Below are 14,118 nucleotides of genomic sequence, written 5' to 3'. Positions count from 1 at the left end.
TCCTCACTTTCTTGCTTCGGCTTGTAGGCGGTACAGCGTATTCAATGCCTCGAGTGGCGTCATGTTGATTAAATCAAGACTCGCCATCGTCTCACGCAGCGGATCCGCTTCTGAGAACAGACTGAGTTGATCAACCGGCTCTTCCTGAACAGGAGCTTTGACAGGTGCTGCGACCGGAATAGGCTCTGCCTGCTCGAACTCGGACAAGAGGACTTGCGCCCGTTCGATCAGACTATCTGGTAAATCAGCTAACCGCGCGACATGAATTCCGTATGATTGGTCGGCTTTTCCGTCGCGTACTTCATGCAAGAAGACGACACGCCCATCTTGTTCAACGGCACGGACGTGAACGTTCGCTAATCGATCAATCGATTCTTCGAGCACTGTCAGTTCATGATAATGGGTCGAAAATAGCGTCTTCGCTCCAACGTGCCGGGCGATGTGTTCAACGATTGCTTGTGCGAGTGCCATCCCGTCGTACGTCGAGGTCCCGCGACCAATTTCATCTAGCAGGATCAACGACCGGTCCGTTGCACGCGTCAAGGCTTCTTGTGTCTCGACCATCTCGACCATGAATGTCGACTGTCCACTGACGAGGTCGTCTGCTGCCCCGATCCGGGTGAAGATTTGATCGAAGATCGGCAGTTCCGCTTGAGCAGCTGGTACGAACGAGCCAATTTGATGCAATAAAGCAATCAAGGCGAACTGTCGCATATAGGTCGATTTACCGGACATGTTCGGTCCAGTGATCAACAGCATCTCGCGTCCTTCGTTTAAGGTAATCCCGTTCGCGACGTATTCACCGCGCGGTAAGACTGTCTCGATGACCGGGTGACGTCCTTGCTGAATATCAACCGTTCGTCCCGTCGTCGTGATTGGTCGGACGTAGTCATGCGTCTCAGCAATCTCAGCTAGTGCGACGAGGACGTCGAGTTCCGCGATCCGGCGACTGACCCGTTGCAAGCTTTCGATATATCCTTTAACTTCATCGCGCACTCCACAGAAGAGATCGTACTCGAGTGTGACACTCTTCTCTTCCGCCCCTAGGATCAGCGCTTCTTTTTCTTTTAACTCCGGTGTGATATACCGTTCGGCATTGGCGAGTGTCTGCTTCCGTTCATACCGTCCTTCTGGCAACAGCTTGGCATTCGCACGCGATACCTCGATGTAATAACCGAAGACGCGATTGTAGCCGATCTTCAACGTCTTGATGCCGGTTGCTGCCCGTTCACTGGCTTCAAGTGTCGCAAGCCATGTCTTTCCGTCTTTTGAGGCGACGAGTAACTCGTCGAGGTCTGGGGAATAACCGGACTTAATCATTCCGCCCTCTTTCGTTGAAATCGGTGGGGCTTCGACGAACGCGCGATCGAGTAGATCGCTCAACTCATCGTGCGGATCGAGTCCGAGACTGAGTTGACCGAGACGTTCACTCATCATCTCCTCAAGCGCTGATTGAATGCGGGGAATCAATCGCAACGTCGACTTCAATTGAACGAGATCGCGCGCTGACGCTGTTCCATACCCGACCTTCGCGACGAGTCGCTCGAGATCATAGACTTCGCGTAACGTATCTTTTAGTTGTTGACGCTCGAAATAGTGCTGCAACAATTCCTCGACAGCGTCGAGCCGTTCCGTGATGACACGTTCCGATAACAACGGTTTTTCTAACCAGCGTTTCAGCATCCGTCCGCCCATCGCTGTACCTGTCACATCCAGTAGACCAAGCAACGAACCCTTTTTATCTCCTGTCCGTGCCGAGCGGACGAGCTCGAGATTCTTGACCGTATTTGGTTCGAGTTGCATGAAGTCGCTCGCCTCATAGACGACAGCCGGTTGCAGATGCGTCAACGCTCGTTTTTGTGTATCGTGCATGTAGGCATAGAGGACGGCAAATGCTTCCGCTTGAGCTGTATCAATCGCACGGTCACCGTGCGGATGCGTCTCGCGCCGTGAACTACGCGTCAGTGGAATCCGTAAGTGTGCGAGCGCTGTCTCATGTTCCTCTGTCGTGACGATGATTTCCCGTGGCAGGATGATGCTCAGTTCTTTGACCACACCGTCGAGTGTCGCAACGCTAGTCAAGGCACTCTCACCGGTCGAGACATCACCGCGGGCAATCCCAAAGCGACCGTCCTGTTCGACGACCGCGACTAAGTACCGATTCTCTTTTTCCGTCAAGGCGGACATCAACGTTCCCGGTGTGATGACTTGGATGACTTCGCGTTTGACGAGTCCTTTCGTCAACTTCGGATCCTCGACTTGATCGCAAAGCGCCACTTTATAACCACGCTCGATCAACTGTTCGATGTAGCCGTTCGCTGCGTGATGAGGCACGCCACACATCGGAATCGGATGTTCCGCGTTCTTTCCATTTTTCGCCGTCAGCGTTAACTCCAGTTCATGGGCGACCTTTTTGGCATCCTCAAAGAATAATTCGTAAAAATCACCGAGCCGATAAAACAAAAAGGCATCCGGATAATCCGCCTTGATCGAGAAGTATTGTTTCATCATCGGAGTGTTGTGTACTGCTTCCATTCTTCCACCTCATTCGTAGAAAAAGCCGACGGATGTCCGTCGGCTTTTCGTTCATTTCGTGATTAGTAGCCGCAACCGCCGCTTTTGTTTTCTGCTTCCATGCCGCTACCTGTCTTACCAGCGAGAACATCTCCGTCCGTCGCTTCGATGATTTGATCCGTAATCCCGTTCGAGATCGTCACCGTGATGTATTGGAGAAGTCCGTTGACTTCTTCTTGTGTTTCTTGGAACTGTTGGACGACAGGCATCTCATCGAGCTCAGCGAACAATTTATCGAGCTTCGCTTCGACACGTGCGAGTGCTTCTGTTTTGCCGTAATGCTGGCAGTTGACTGCCTCTTTTTGAAGGAACTTGATTTGTTTCATCATCTTTTGGACTTTTTCATTTCCATTGATGTTGGCTTCTGCCGCTTTAAATCGTTCTACTTCCGGTGTCTCTGAAATCATTTTGGCGATTTCATTGGCTTTTTCGATGATTTGTTCATCTGTATACATCCACATTCGTCCCCTCTATCGTTAGCGAACACGTCGCTTCCCTTAGCATTCTGAACGATTCCTCGTTCTGTCGCATTCATTATACCGTTCTCGCGATAGAGTGACAAGAATAGTTCCTTATTCAATCGAACGCCATAATAGATAGGCGGCGTGACTACGGACAGGGGCAAATTCCTCTGCCAGTCGCGTCGCCTCTTCAACAGTCGGTCGGTAACCGAGTAACTGTTCGAAAGCCCGTAATATCCCGATGTCCGATGCCGGAAACAAATCTGGACGACCGTATCCGAACATCAGGACGTTTTGGACAGTCCATGGTCCGACGCCTTTCAGTGCAATCAACGTCTCAGCGATTTCTGCGTCGTCGGCTGACGTCAATGCATCATAATCAATCGTTGCTGTCGCTACGCCAAGCAGATAATCGACTTTACGTCCTGATAGTTGCAGAGCAAGCAAGTCCTCGCGACGCGCCGTTGCTAATTGACGCGGTGTCGGCGGAAGAATGATTCCGTCCTTGACCGTTCCGAATGTTCGAAAGACACGTTCCGTCAACGTATGGGCAAATGACAGATTGATTTGTTGATGAATGATCGAGCGAATCAAGGCCGTGAACGGTGAATGATCAAGCACGAGTCGTTCGTCACCGAACTGTTCGACGATCGCGTGTAACGACGTCGCCTTGAGACGCTGCGCAGGATTCGGCTCATTGAGTCGAAAGCGTCGATTGATTTGCGTCAGCACCGCTGTTTGCGGTCCTGAACCGTCAATCCGTAACGTGTAACCATCGATGGCTTCCATCGTCGTGATGTATGCCTGATCGTTGATGAAGACCGGAACGACGAGTCGCCCATCCTGTTCGATTTGTAACGGGTCTCCCGTCAAACGAGACACGACTCCTTTAAAATCAAATGCTTCCGACAACGTCACATCATATGTCCACCGGCTCATCCGACGAACACCTTGATCGCACCGAGAATCAAACCGATGATGAATCCACACAATGCCCCGTTGACCCGAATCCATTGCAAGTCACTGCCGACCTTATCCTCGATCATATGAATCAGTGTCTCCGTATCGAACCGGTTTAAGTTCTCGCGGACGAGTCCACCGATTTTTTGGTGATTTTGTTCAACGAAACGAACGAGTTGCTCTTTCATCCATTGATCACTGCTATCCTTGAATGTCGGATGCTGTTCCCAGTCGTCTAAAGCGCGCGAAAGCATCGGCATCGCCCGTTCCGTCCAGAAGGCATCTGACGTCAAGTAGCGTTCGAGTTCGATCAAACCAGCATCATACGCGCGTTCAATGACCGGAACGAAGTCAAACCGGTCGACCTCGCTTGCCTTCCAAGCATCGATTTTCGCTAGACGCTCTTCATCAATCGATAACTGTGCCAGATTACGACGCAAATGATCAAGAATCGCTAAACGATTCGGGTGATGGACGTGTCGCATATCTTGAATGACCGTCAGCAAGACACCTTGAATGACAAGACTGAGTTTTTCTTCTGAATAGACTTTTTGGACGGTTCGCGCCGTCACCCGCAAGAACGTATTCTTTTCTTGATCGATCATCGCCGTATAGGCAAGGCGCCCAATCTGATCGCGGATGACGGGGTCTTCGAGCAGACGTTGCCCATAATCGAGTAACTGATCCATCAGCCACTCGTCGAGACGACGTTCCTCGTTCAATTGCATCGCTCGGACAGCTAGCCGTTTTGACGGATACGCTTTGATCGTCTCCGTCACCCGTGTATTCGCAAACTCAAGAATCGCCTCTTTCGGTAGTTTCCGAATTAAACCAATCAACAGCTCGGTGACGGTCGCTCGAAAAGCAGGTAGAACGAGAATCGAACGTAAGATTTTGATGACACGATCTGCGAGCGTCATATGCTGGAGCTTCGCGACGATACTCTCTTTATTGAGCAAGTCCGTCTCGAGCATATGAACGATTGATTCGATGACCCGTTCCCGATTTTTCGGCAACAGGTTCGTATGGGGAATCTTTAAGCCGAGCGGATGGCGAAACAATGCCGTGATCGCGAACCAGTCGGCAATCCCACCGACGAGTCCGGCTTCAAAACCACTCTGGAGCCAAAAGACCCACGCATTTTCTTTAAATGGCAATGAGACGACGAATCCGACCGCCATGAAAATCAACGAGACGGTCGCAAGCCGCCGTGTCGATGTTTTAGGTTGTTCAAGTGATGACACATCGTTTCCTCCTTCAACTGAGTCACTTATCTACCTTACGAACGGGACAAGGATTAGGTTTCGACACGAAAGAGCCCCAGTCATCGACTGGGACTCCCTATGTACTTAAAACGTGTATTCACCAAAACGGTCGCCATCCCATGTCGCGGTTGCCGTTGAGACAAAATAGACCAGTCCGTTGCCGAATGTATTTTCCATTAATGACACGAGTTGTTGACCATTCGTCTGCTCGACGAACGCTAATCGGACTTCTTCTTTCCCTTGATAAATCCGTTCGTAGACACTTAAACCGCGTGCATTGAGAAACGTACGCGCCGACTCGAATTGAATCGGACCGACTTCAGGTCGTCGTTCCTGAATGAACGACTGACATTTTTGCTCGAATGTCTCCATGGTTCTTCACTCCTTCTCTCTTTCTGTTCATGGATATCATGTTCCCGACTCTTCCTCATCATAATCCTCAAATGTGAAAAAAGCGACAGATGCGTCGCTTCTTTCATCATTTTACAACGATTTCTCATAATCTGACGTCAAACTGTCGGGCAACATGAATCGCAGACGTCGTCGCCCCGATCGTCCCGGCACCCGGAAAGATCGTGTCCCCGATTGCAAAGAAGTGATCGATGCCCGTACGAAACGGCGCTGCGAACAAGAGACTTGTACTCGGACGTTGCGGATATCCCCCGACTCCACCATCCGGACGGAACGTATAGCGAACCCACGCACCGGGTCCACCCGGATGACGTTCGATTGCCTGTTGACGGAAACCCGGAAACTGTTGTTCAAGAATGGCTTCGAAGATTGCCGACATCTTCTCGACTTGTTCGTCGTAGCGTTTCCGGTCCGTCTTATCGAACGTACCAATCGGAACATGACATGACATCGTCAGCGTCCGCTGACCGGCTGGTGCACGTAACCGGTCGTCCGGACGGGAGAGGGAGATGAAGGCATGACCTGAAGGTAAGGACGGATCATGAACTTGCCGGAATGCTTCGTCAGACAAAATGATCGACTCCGGAATCGCCGCATAATACGTAAACGTCGCCCATTGCTGTAGCTTTTCTTGTCGCTGATACGTCCGTCGTAACGTTCGTCGCATATCCGAACTGACGACTTCCCTGATGCCTTCAAGCGGAACTGCGCAGATGACAGCATCAGCAAGCATCAAGCGTCCGCGACGATCCTCGATCAAGAAACCATCCGGTGTCTTTCGAATCGACGTGACTTTTCGCCCAAGGAGACAGGTTGCCCCGCTCGCCTCGGCTATCTCTTTCAATTGCTCGGCCAGTCGGTATAATCCACCCGGGACATAATAAGCACCTTCATGGTAAATCGATAAGGCGACGGCTCCTAGTAAAGCTGACGCCTCCTGTCCTGTCTGCATGCTGTCGAGTAAGATCCCGTCGATCACTTGTGCGAACAGCGTATCCGCTAGTCGATGTTTGCGTAACAGATGACCAATCGTCAGCGGAAAATACGGTAAGAGGACGACACTTTTCGTGTGACGGACTAACCGCCGGACGTCGGCTAAATCTTGAAGTGGCAATGCCGGCAGTTCTGCCATCAGTGGACGAATTGCCTCGTGTATCTGCTCGATTTCAGCAAAGAATGCCCGAATCGACGATGCCTGCTCCGGAAAATGTGAGGTCAATTCGGTTAGAAACGCATCACGATTTTGATAATAATGAATCAATCGTCCTTCGATGCGAATCGTCATGACGACGTCGAGTGGCTCGACCTGGTGCGTCACTCCGAGATGATCGAGCACACGGGCATGAATGCCACCCGGTTCAAATCCCATCCCAAGGGTCGCTCCAACTGGATACGTCAAGTCCCGGCGCGTGAACTTCCCGGCTGATCCTCCCCATTCACGGCTTCCCTCAAGTACCGTGACGGCATGTCCTTCTTGTGCAATCAATGCCGCAGCCGTTAGACCGGCAATTCCTCCGCCGACGATGACGACCTGTTTCATGATGGTTCCTCCTCCGTGACTCGATTTTCTTTAAACAGGAAATTGCGGATTTCGCGGAAGACCGGCTCCCGGCGATGAATCGTGAAGTGATCATACTTATAGGATTTCGTCTGAATGTTATCCGTGTAGTTCTCGAGTGCAAACGAACTCTTCAACGAAATCAGATTGAAGTCGCCTCCTTTGGCACCAAACGAATAGACGAGTACGTCGCGTGGCCACGTCTCAAGCCGTTGGGTCAGATTGTTCATCGCTGGAGAACCTTTCGCAAGATCACGTATGGCAGGACTGTTCGTATTCGTGCCGAGTGGCGCAAGTGTCAAGCCAAGCTTCGCGTAATCCGAACCGGCGATCGGTGAGTCGAGCGTCACGACTTTTCGGACGTGATACGGCATCTCCTCTTGGACCGTGTAGGCGACGACATCGACACCACCCATGCTGTGCCCAACGAGCTGAATATCGGCAAAGGTCGCTTTTTGTTTCGCATCGTAAGCTGCAATCGCCGCATTCAACCACTTTTGCTGATCGACAAGGCTTGCCTCATCATCTGCGAAGACGATTCGGACAAGTGGGTAGCCGGTCGATGATGGTTTGACGCTACAGGTCGCTTTCCCGGAACGGGTCACGTCACATCGACCGCCATCATCGGCGACTTTTTTATTCGTGAAGTTTTGAATCATCGGCACGAACGTCCGCTCCGTACCGAATAACCCGTGGACGAGGAACGTCGGCACGATTTCACTCTTTCCTTGCGTGACGATCTGACGCGTTGGTGGCGGCGCACTTGACGTATCTTCCGCGAACACCCACCACGCTCCTCCCCCGACAATCAAACAGACGAGGAGCGAGATGCTGATCGTCTTCAACTGTTGCCGGCGCAAACGACGGACACGGTGAAAGACCCAGTAGAGGAATAATCCGACACCGATTAATAACACGATACCGGTAATGATCCAACCTGTCGGATTCGGTACATACGCAATCAACTGTAGCTGGTTGGCTTTCGTTCCGTATAATTTCCATGACACATCATGGTAATTCGACCAGTCGATCTTTTCTCCATTTTGGAGACCGATCACTTTTGGACCGTGGAGCTTGATCTCGATATCGGCTTGACGGATATACCGATCGGCGAGTTTCTTGACTTGTCCTGTCGGTTGATAGCCTTTGATATTCAAACGATCGATACTGAGATCGATGTTCGTATCAAGTCGATACGTATCAAACCAAAAACCGTCCGATTTTTTCATGTCGAACTTCGTATCGGGTGGAATGAGAATTCCGCCAATCCCCGTCTTCCATTCGTCCTTGATCGATGTCATGTCCTTGAAGTTCGCGAATGTCTTCTGCATCCGGATCCCTTCATAGTCATCCTTCGTCTTGAACGCCTTCGCTGCATAGCCGTTCTTTTCTGCCTGTTTGACATAACTATTCCAATTCGGATTTAGATTCAATAAACGCGCCACTGGGTGTTCCTTTGCGGCATATGTCGTCTTTAAGGTAACACTCTGATCGGTATGGATCGTCGCATCATATTGGATGCGAATACAACCCCCAAGGAGCAGCGTCAGCATCAAAAATGAGAGCAATATCCCTTTCTTCTTCGTACTCATCAGGTCACATCCTTTCCTCATCTGTTATTCCCTATCTCGCAAAAGTAAAAACGGTCGACTTTGATTCTTTCGTCATGACGCACTTCAGGCAGTGGGTCATCGACCCACTGCCTGAAAGTATGCGGACCTGGTTCGTCCGTGATCGATATCAACCGATCAAGTTTAATTCACGACCGACTTTTTCGAAAGCTGCAAGCGCCGTCGTTAAATCTTCACGCGTATGTTCCGCCGTCACGATCGTCCGGACACGTGCTTTTCCTTTTGCAACCGTCGGGAAGGCGATGCCTTGAGCAAAGATACCTTCTTGACGTAAGCGGTCCGACAACTCGTGGCAACGTGCTTCATCCCCGACGATGACAGGTGTGATTGGCGTCGTCGACGTTCCGATGTCGAATCCAAGATCCCGGAGTCCTTGTTTAAAGAATTCCGTGTTTTCCCACAGACGATCGAAGAGTTCCGTCTCTTCCTCCATGACACGGAGCGCTTCCCGGTTCGCTTCGACGACTGCTGGTGGATGTGATGTCGAGAACAAGAACGGACGTCCTTTATGGATCAGGTAATCTTTGACGTGCTGTTCACACGCGACGTATCCCCCGAGGACACCGATGGCTTTTGAGAGCGTACCGACTTGCAGGGCAACACGTCCGTCAAGACCGAAGTGATTGACCGTACCGCGTCCCGCTTTCCCAAGCACACCTGACGCATGGGCATCATCGACCATGACGAGTGCGTCATATCGCTCTGCTAATTCAACGATTTCCGGAAGTGGCGCGATGTTTCCGTCCATCGAGAAGACACCGTCCGTGACGATAAGGCGCGTCCGTGCGTCTTGTGTTTCTTGTAAGGCCGCTTCAAGATCGGCCAAGTCGACGTGTTTATAGATTCGGCGTTTCGCTTTCGTCAGACGAATCCCATCGATGATCGAAGCGTGGTTCAGCTCATCCGAGATGACGACGTCTTCCGGACCGAGCAGTGCCGATAAGACACCGAGATTCGTTGCGAATCCCGACTGGAAGACGAGTGCTGCTTCCGTATGTTTGAATGTCGCAAGTTCCCGTTCGAATGCTTGGTGCATCTCGAGTGTTCCGGCAATCGTCCGAACTGACCCTGTTCCAGCACCGAACGTGCGCGCTGCTTCCGCAGCTTGTTCAGCGAGACGTGGATGTGCGGCGAGTCCGAGGTAGTTGTTCGACGACAGTTGAATGAGTTCCTTACCGTCGATCGTCACGCGGTTATGTTGCGCGCTCTCAAGTGCTACGAGGTTGCGGAACGTGCCCGCCTGTTTCATCTCTTCTAGTTCTGTCCGTAAGTGTTCAAATCCCATTAATTCGTCCCCCTTGGTTGTAATACGACTTTCCCGCATTTCCCTTGACGCATCAATTCAAATCCTTCTTCGAACCGCTCAAGCGGCAACGTGTGTGTGATTAACGGTCGGACATCGACTTTTCCGCTCGATAAGAAAGCAGAAACCTGGCTCCATGTCTCGTACATCTTCCGACCGGTGATCCCTTGGACCCGGACACCTTTAAAGACGACGTGGTTCGTCAAATCGATTTCGACCGGTTTGACCGGCAGACTGAGGATGTTGACGTCTCCACCTGCTGTCACCATCTCGAATGCTTGACGAATCGCAACCGGATGACCACTCATCTCACAGACGACATCAATCCCGTCGCCGTCCGTCATACGTTCAATTCGCTCTAACACATCGTCATGACGTGAATCAATGACGACATCCGCCCCCATCGTCCGTGCGAGTTCGAGACGATACGGATTGACGTCGATCGCGACGACTTCCGCCGCACCAGCTGCTTTAGCGACGGAGATCGCCATCAGACCGATCGGACCACAACCGACGATTGCGACCGTTTTCGCACTGACATCACTCGCAAGAACCGTATGGACAGCATTGCCCATCGGCTCTTGGATCGAGGCAATCCCTGCTGGCATATCTTCCGGGTTGACCCAGAGGTTTTCTTCCGGCATGACGACGTATTCTGCAAAACAGCCTTGTGTATCGACACCGATGATCTTCGTGTTCTTACAGATGTGATATTGCCCACGAAGACACTGTTTACATTGATGACAGACGATATGCGTCTCCGCCGAGACACGGTCACCGAGTTTCAAACGTTTCGTGCCTTCTCCGAGCTCGACGACTTCGCCCGAGAACTCGTGACCGAAGACATACGGCGGATTGACACGCGAGGCTGCCCACGCGTCCCACTCATAGATATGCACGTCCGTCCCACAGATCGATGTTGCCTCGACTCGAATCAAGACTTCTCCACGACTCGGTACGGGTACCGGTACTTCTTTGAGTGCCGCACCGAACCCGCGCTCTTCTTTGACGAGTGCACGCATCGTTTTCGTCGTTGTCGTCTCTTCTACCGTCGTTACTAATTTCGTCATCTTTCCCCGACTCCTTCGCGGAAGTTCACGTTTATTTATATGTGGCGAACTTCCAAATGTTTAGCATCCCCAAAAAAACCAAACACATCTTTCCTCTATCTTACATGAATTCCGCTGCCAGTTTACCGAATGTTTCATCGTTTAGCTCAAGATCCGCGTACGCGAGACCAGATTCTTGATACCCATCGATTTGTGACTGGTAATCAGGACGTGTTTCATCCTGATAGATCAATCCCATGACGAGTCCGTCGTGAGCATGAACGGTCTGTTTCGCAAGATCCAAGTTCGACGGATCGTATCCTTCGATATCGGATAGCTTCGTCAAGTTCTGTTTGAACCAATCGTACGTATTGACCTTGTTGAACGTGACACATGGACTGAAGACGTTGATGAAGGCAAATCCTTTATGTGCCGTCGCTTGCTCGATCAGTTGCGTCAAGCCCTTCAAATCGTTCGAGAAGCTTTGGGCAACGAACGTCGCCCCAGCCGTCAAGGCGAGTTCAACCGGTGAAACACTCTTTTCGATCGACCCTTTTGGCGTCGATTTCGTCTTGAATCCAGGTGCAGAAGTAGGTGACGTCTGTCCTTTCGTCAAGCCGTAAATCTGATTGTCCATGACGATATACGTCATGTCGACATTGCGCTTGAATGCATGAATCGTATGTCCCATGCCGATTGCAAATCCATCACCGTCGCCACCAGACGCGATGACCGTCAATTCGCGGTTCGCCATCTTGACACCTTGGGCGATCGGAAGGGACCGTCCATGAACACCGTGGAAGCCATACGTATTGATATAACCGGAAATCCGACCAGAACAGCCGATCCCGGAAATCAATGCCAACTCTTCTGGTTCGAGACCGACGTTCGCGACAGCACGCTGAATCGCTGCTTGAATCGAGAAGTCTCCACACCCTGGACACCAGTTTGGTTTGACATCGTTTCTAAAATCTTTAAAGGTTGCCATGATATACCCCTCCTACGACCTGCTCGACGACCTCTGCTGGGTAGAACGGGTCGCCATTGAATTTCAGGATATGCTCGATCTTCGATGCATGTCCACAGTTCATCTGGATCAGCTTCGCCAGTTGTCCCGTTGCGTTGTACTCGACGACGATGACTCGTTTTGCTCGCTCTAAGTGCGGCGTGACGAGCTCACTTGGGAACGGATGGACTTGACGGATATGCAAGTGATCAACCTTGATTCCTTGTGCTTCGAGTCGTGGCATGATCTCTTCGATCGTTCCACGTGTCGAGTTGAAGCCGACGAATAAGATATCCGGTTCTGCATGATGCTCCGTTACGAGAACGGCATCCTGTAAGCGGAACGTGTTCAGCTTACGGAGTCGCTTCGTCATTTGATCGACTCGGTTCTTCGTCGCTTCCGACGGCCGCCCTTCCTCATTGTGCTCAACACCCGTTACGTGGTGAATCCCGTGCTTGACGCCTGGAATGACACGTGGGCTGATTCCATCTTCCGTCACTTCGTAGCGTTTGAAGTACGCTTTTCCTTCAAGTTCCGGTAAGTCTTCCTGGATCAACTTTCCGCGACGGATTTCAACGCGTGACATATCCGGTGGCTCGACCGATTGTTTTCCAAGCGACAGCATCAAATCCGTCAACAGAATGACAGGACACTGGTATTCCTCTGCGATATTGAATGCTTCTGCTGCATCGTAGAACGCTTCTTCGACCGTTGACGGTGCCAGAACGACCTTTGGAATCTCACCATGCGTGCTGTAGATCATCGCCATCAAGTCAGACTGTTCCTGTTTCGTCGGTAGACCGGTTGACGGACCACCCCGTTGTGTGTCGACGATGACGAGCGGTGTTTCCGTCATCCCGGATAACCCGATCGCTTCCGCCATCAATGACAATCCTGGACCAGCAGATGCCGTCAAAGCACGGACACCTGCATAGTTCGCCCCGATTGCCATCGTGACTGCTGCCAGCTCGTCTTCCGTCTGGACGACTGTCCCGCCGAACTGCGGCAGTTTCTTGATTAAGTATTCCATGATCTCAGATGATGGTGTGATCGGGTAGGCTGCCATCAGACGTGCTCCACCGGCAATCGCACCAAGGGCGATCGCATCGTTTCCGATCATGAACATCCGTTGTTTTCCGTCTGCTGGATCTAAAACGAATCGTTCACCATCTCCTGCAAGTGCTTCGAACGCTGCTGCACCCTCACGAATCGCCGCTAAGTTTTTCTCGACCATGTCTGGACCTTTTCGACCGAAAATCTGTTCGACGACGGCTTGGAAACGCTCTGGTGCAATGCCGAGAATCGCACTCGATGCACCGATCGCGACCATATTCTTCATCAATGCCGTACCGAGATCAGCTGCGATTTCCGTAAATGGAATCGCATACAAGGAAGCGCGTGCTTCGTCTGGATTCGTCGGATTGAATTTCGCATCCGCGATGATGATGGCACCTTGACGCAATTCATGGAAGTTAACATCGATCGTCTCTTGATCGAACGCGACCAAAATATCGAGATCATCGGAAATCGTCCGGACTTCCTGTGTCGCGACACGAATCTTATTGTTCGTATGTCCTCCCTTGATACGTGACGAAAAGTGACGGTAGCCGTACAGGTAATAGCCGAGTCGATTCAAGGCAATCGCAAAGATTTCGCCTGTTGATTCGATCCCTTCTCCCTGCTGACCGCCAACTTTCCATGATAACTGATTATACATCGACGTTCGCTCCTTCTCTGTCCCCTGAAATGATAGTTCTCTCTATCCTCCCTCATGATACCGATTTACCGGAAGTAGTACAATGCTCCCTCGGTGGAAAGGTGAGAAAATTTCGCGGACGCAGCAAAAAGACCATCTACTCCAGTCGAGTAAATGGTCTACTTGCAAATAGGACCTATGTCC

At 51.3% G+C, this 14,118-nt stretch carries 11 protein-coding genes; all 11 read right to left on the bottom strand.

The window, feature by feature from the left end; all coding sequences use genetic code 11:
* Positions 1-3: 3 nt before the first annotated feature.
* The 11 genes from mutS to KNQ09_RS01910 all read right to left on the bottom strand — a co-directional run bounded on the left by mutS (position 4) and on the right by KNQ09_RS01910 (position 13,935).
* On the bottom strand, positions 4-2,535 hold the full coding sequence (gene mutS / locus KNQ09_RS01960) for a DNA mismatch repair protein MutS (RefSeq protein ID WP_214857173.1): 2,532 nt from the start codon (positions 2,533-2,535) through the stop codon (positions 4-6).
* Positions 2,536-2,597: 62 nt separating this feature from the next.
* A complete protein-coding gene (locus KNQ09_RS01955) occupies positions 2,598-3,035 on the bottom strand; it encodes a YlbF/YmcA family competence regulator (protein ID WP_023467714.1) in 438 nt (145 codons plus the stop codon).
* 111 nt (positions 3,036-3,146) lie between these two features.
* Positions 3,147-3,974: a DNA-3-methyladenine glycosylase family protein gene (locus tag KNQ09_RS01950; RefSeq protein WP_064300227.1), complete on the bottom strand. Its 828-nt coding sequence runs from the start codon at positions 3,972-3,974 to the stop codon at positions 3,147-3,149.
* The gene (locus tag KNQ09_RS01945; RefSeq protein WP_294747432.1) at positions 3,971-5,239 is read right to left on the bottom strand and encodes a DUF445 domain-containing protein; all 1,269 of its coding nucleotides are present in this window, start codon (positions 5,237-5,239) and stop codon (positions 3,971-3,973) included. The genes KNQ09_RS01950 and KNQ09_RS01945 overlap by 4 nt, the downstream gene beginning before the upstream one ends.
* Positions 5,240-5,344: 105 nt before the next feature.
* On the bottom strand, positions 5,345-5,632 hold the full coding sequence (locus KNQ09_RS01940; RefSeq protein WP_029341204.1) for a hypothetical protein: 288 nt from the start codon (positions 5,630-5,632) through the stop codon (positions 5,345-5,347).
* Positions 5,633-5,756: 124 nt separating this feature from the next.
* Positions 5,757-7,211: a phytoene desaturase family protein gene (locus KNQ09_RS01935; protein ID WP_214857172.1), complete on the bottom strand. Its 1,455-nt coding sequence runs from the start codon at positions 7,209-7,211 to the stop codon at positions 5,757-5,759.
* A complete protein-coding gene (locus KNQ09_RS01930) occupies positions 7,208-8,824 on the bottom strand; it encodes an alpha/beta hydrolase (protein ID WP_064300424.1) in 1,617 nt (538 codons plus the stop codon). The genes KNQ09_RS01935 and KNQ09_RS01930 overlap by 4 nt, the downstream gene beginning before the upstream one ends.
* Positions 8,825-8,969: 145 nt before the next feature.
* Positions 8,970-10,145 carry a glycine C-acetyltransferase gene (locus tag KNQ09_RS01925; protein WP_058265162.1) on the bottom strand — a complete coding sequence of 392 codons (1,176 nt, stop codon included), beginning with the start codon at positions 10,143-10,145 and terminating at the stop codon, positions 8,970-8,972.
* On the bottom strand, positions 10,145-11,233 hold the full coding sequence (tdh, locus tag KNQ09_RS01920; RefSeq protein WP_214857170.1) for an L-threonine 3-dehydrogenase: 1,089 nt from the start codon (positions 11,231-11,233) through the stop codon (positions 10,145-10,147). The genes KNQ09_RS01925 and tdh overlap by 1 nt, the downstream gene beginning before the upstream one ends.
* Positions 11,234-11,333: 100 nt before the next feature.
* Positions 11,334-12,200, bottom strand: coding sequence for a 2-oxoacid:ferredoxin oxidoreductase subunit beta (locus KNQ09_RS01915; RefSeq protein ID WP_214857168.1), 867 nt, complete (start codon positions 12,198-12,200; stop codon positions 11,334-11,336).
* On the bottom strand, positions 12,187-13,935 hold the full coding sequence (locus tag KNQ09_RS01910) for a 2-oxoacid:acceptor oxidoreductase subunit alpha (protein WP_214747769.1): 1,749 nt from the start codon (positions 13,933-13,935) through the stop codon (positions 12,187-12,189). The genes KNQ09_RS01915 and KNQ09_RS01910 overlap by 14 nt, the downstream gene beginning before the upstream one ends.
* Between the last annotated feature and the right edge of the window lie 183 nt (positions 13,936-14,118).

The sequence above is a fragment of the Exiguobacterium sp. s191 genome (genome assembly GCF_018618955.1).
GTDB lineage: Bacteria > Bacillota > Bacilli > Exiguobacteriales > Exiguobacteriaceae > Exiguobacterium_A > Exiguobacterium_A abrahamii.
This window is presented reverse-complemented; position numbering and strand designations above follow the sequence as displayed.

Bases quoted from the DNA above. Each gene is read 5' to 3' on its own strand.
- mutS (WP_214857173.1), bottom strand. From the start codon at position 2,535: ATGGAAGCAGTACACAACACTCCGATGATGAAACAATACTTCTCGATC.
- KNQ09_RS01955 (WP_023467714.1), bottom strand. From the start codon at position 3,035: ATGTGGATGTATACAGATGAACAAATCATCGAAAAAGCCAATGAAATC.
- KNQ09_RS01950 (WP_064300227.1), bottom strand. From the start codon at position 3,974: ATGAGCCGGTGGACATATGATGTGACGTTGTCGGAAGCATTTGATTTT.
- KNQ09_RS01940 (WP_029341204.1), bottom strand. From the start codon at position 5,632: ATGGAGACATTCGAGCAAAAATGTCAGTCGTTCATTCAGGAACGACGA.
- KNQ09_RS01935 (WP_214857172.1), bottom strand. From the start codon at position 7,211: ATGAAACAGGTCGTCATCGTCGGCGGAGGAATTGCCGGTCTAACGGCT.
- KNQ09_RS01925 (WP_058265162.1), bottom strand. From the start codon at position 10,145: ATGGGATTTGAACACTTACGGACAGAACTAGAAGAGATGAAACAGGCG.
- tdh (WP_214857170.1), bottom strand. From the start codon at position 11,233: ATGACGAAATTAGTAACGACGGTAGAAGAGACGACAACGACGAAAACG.
- KNQ09_RS01915 (WP_214857168.1), bottom strand. From the start codon at position 12,200: ATGGCAACCTTTAAAGATTTTAGAAACGATGTCAAACCAAACTGGTGT.
- KNQ09_RS01910 (WP_214747769.1), bottom strand. From the start codon at position 13,935: ATGTATAATCAGTTATCATGGAAAGTTGGCGGTCAGCAGGGAGAAGGG.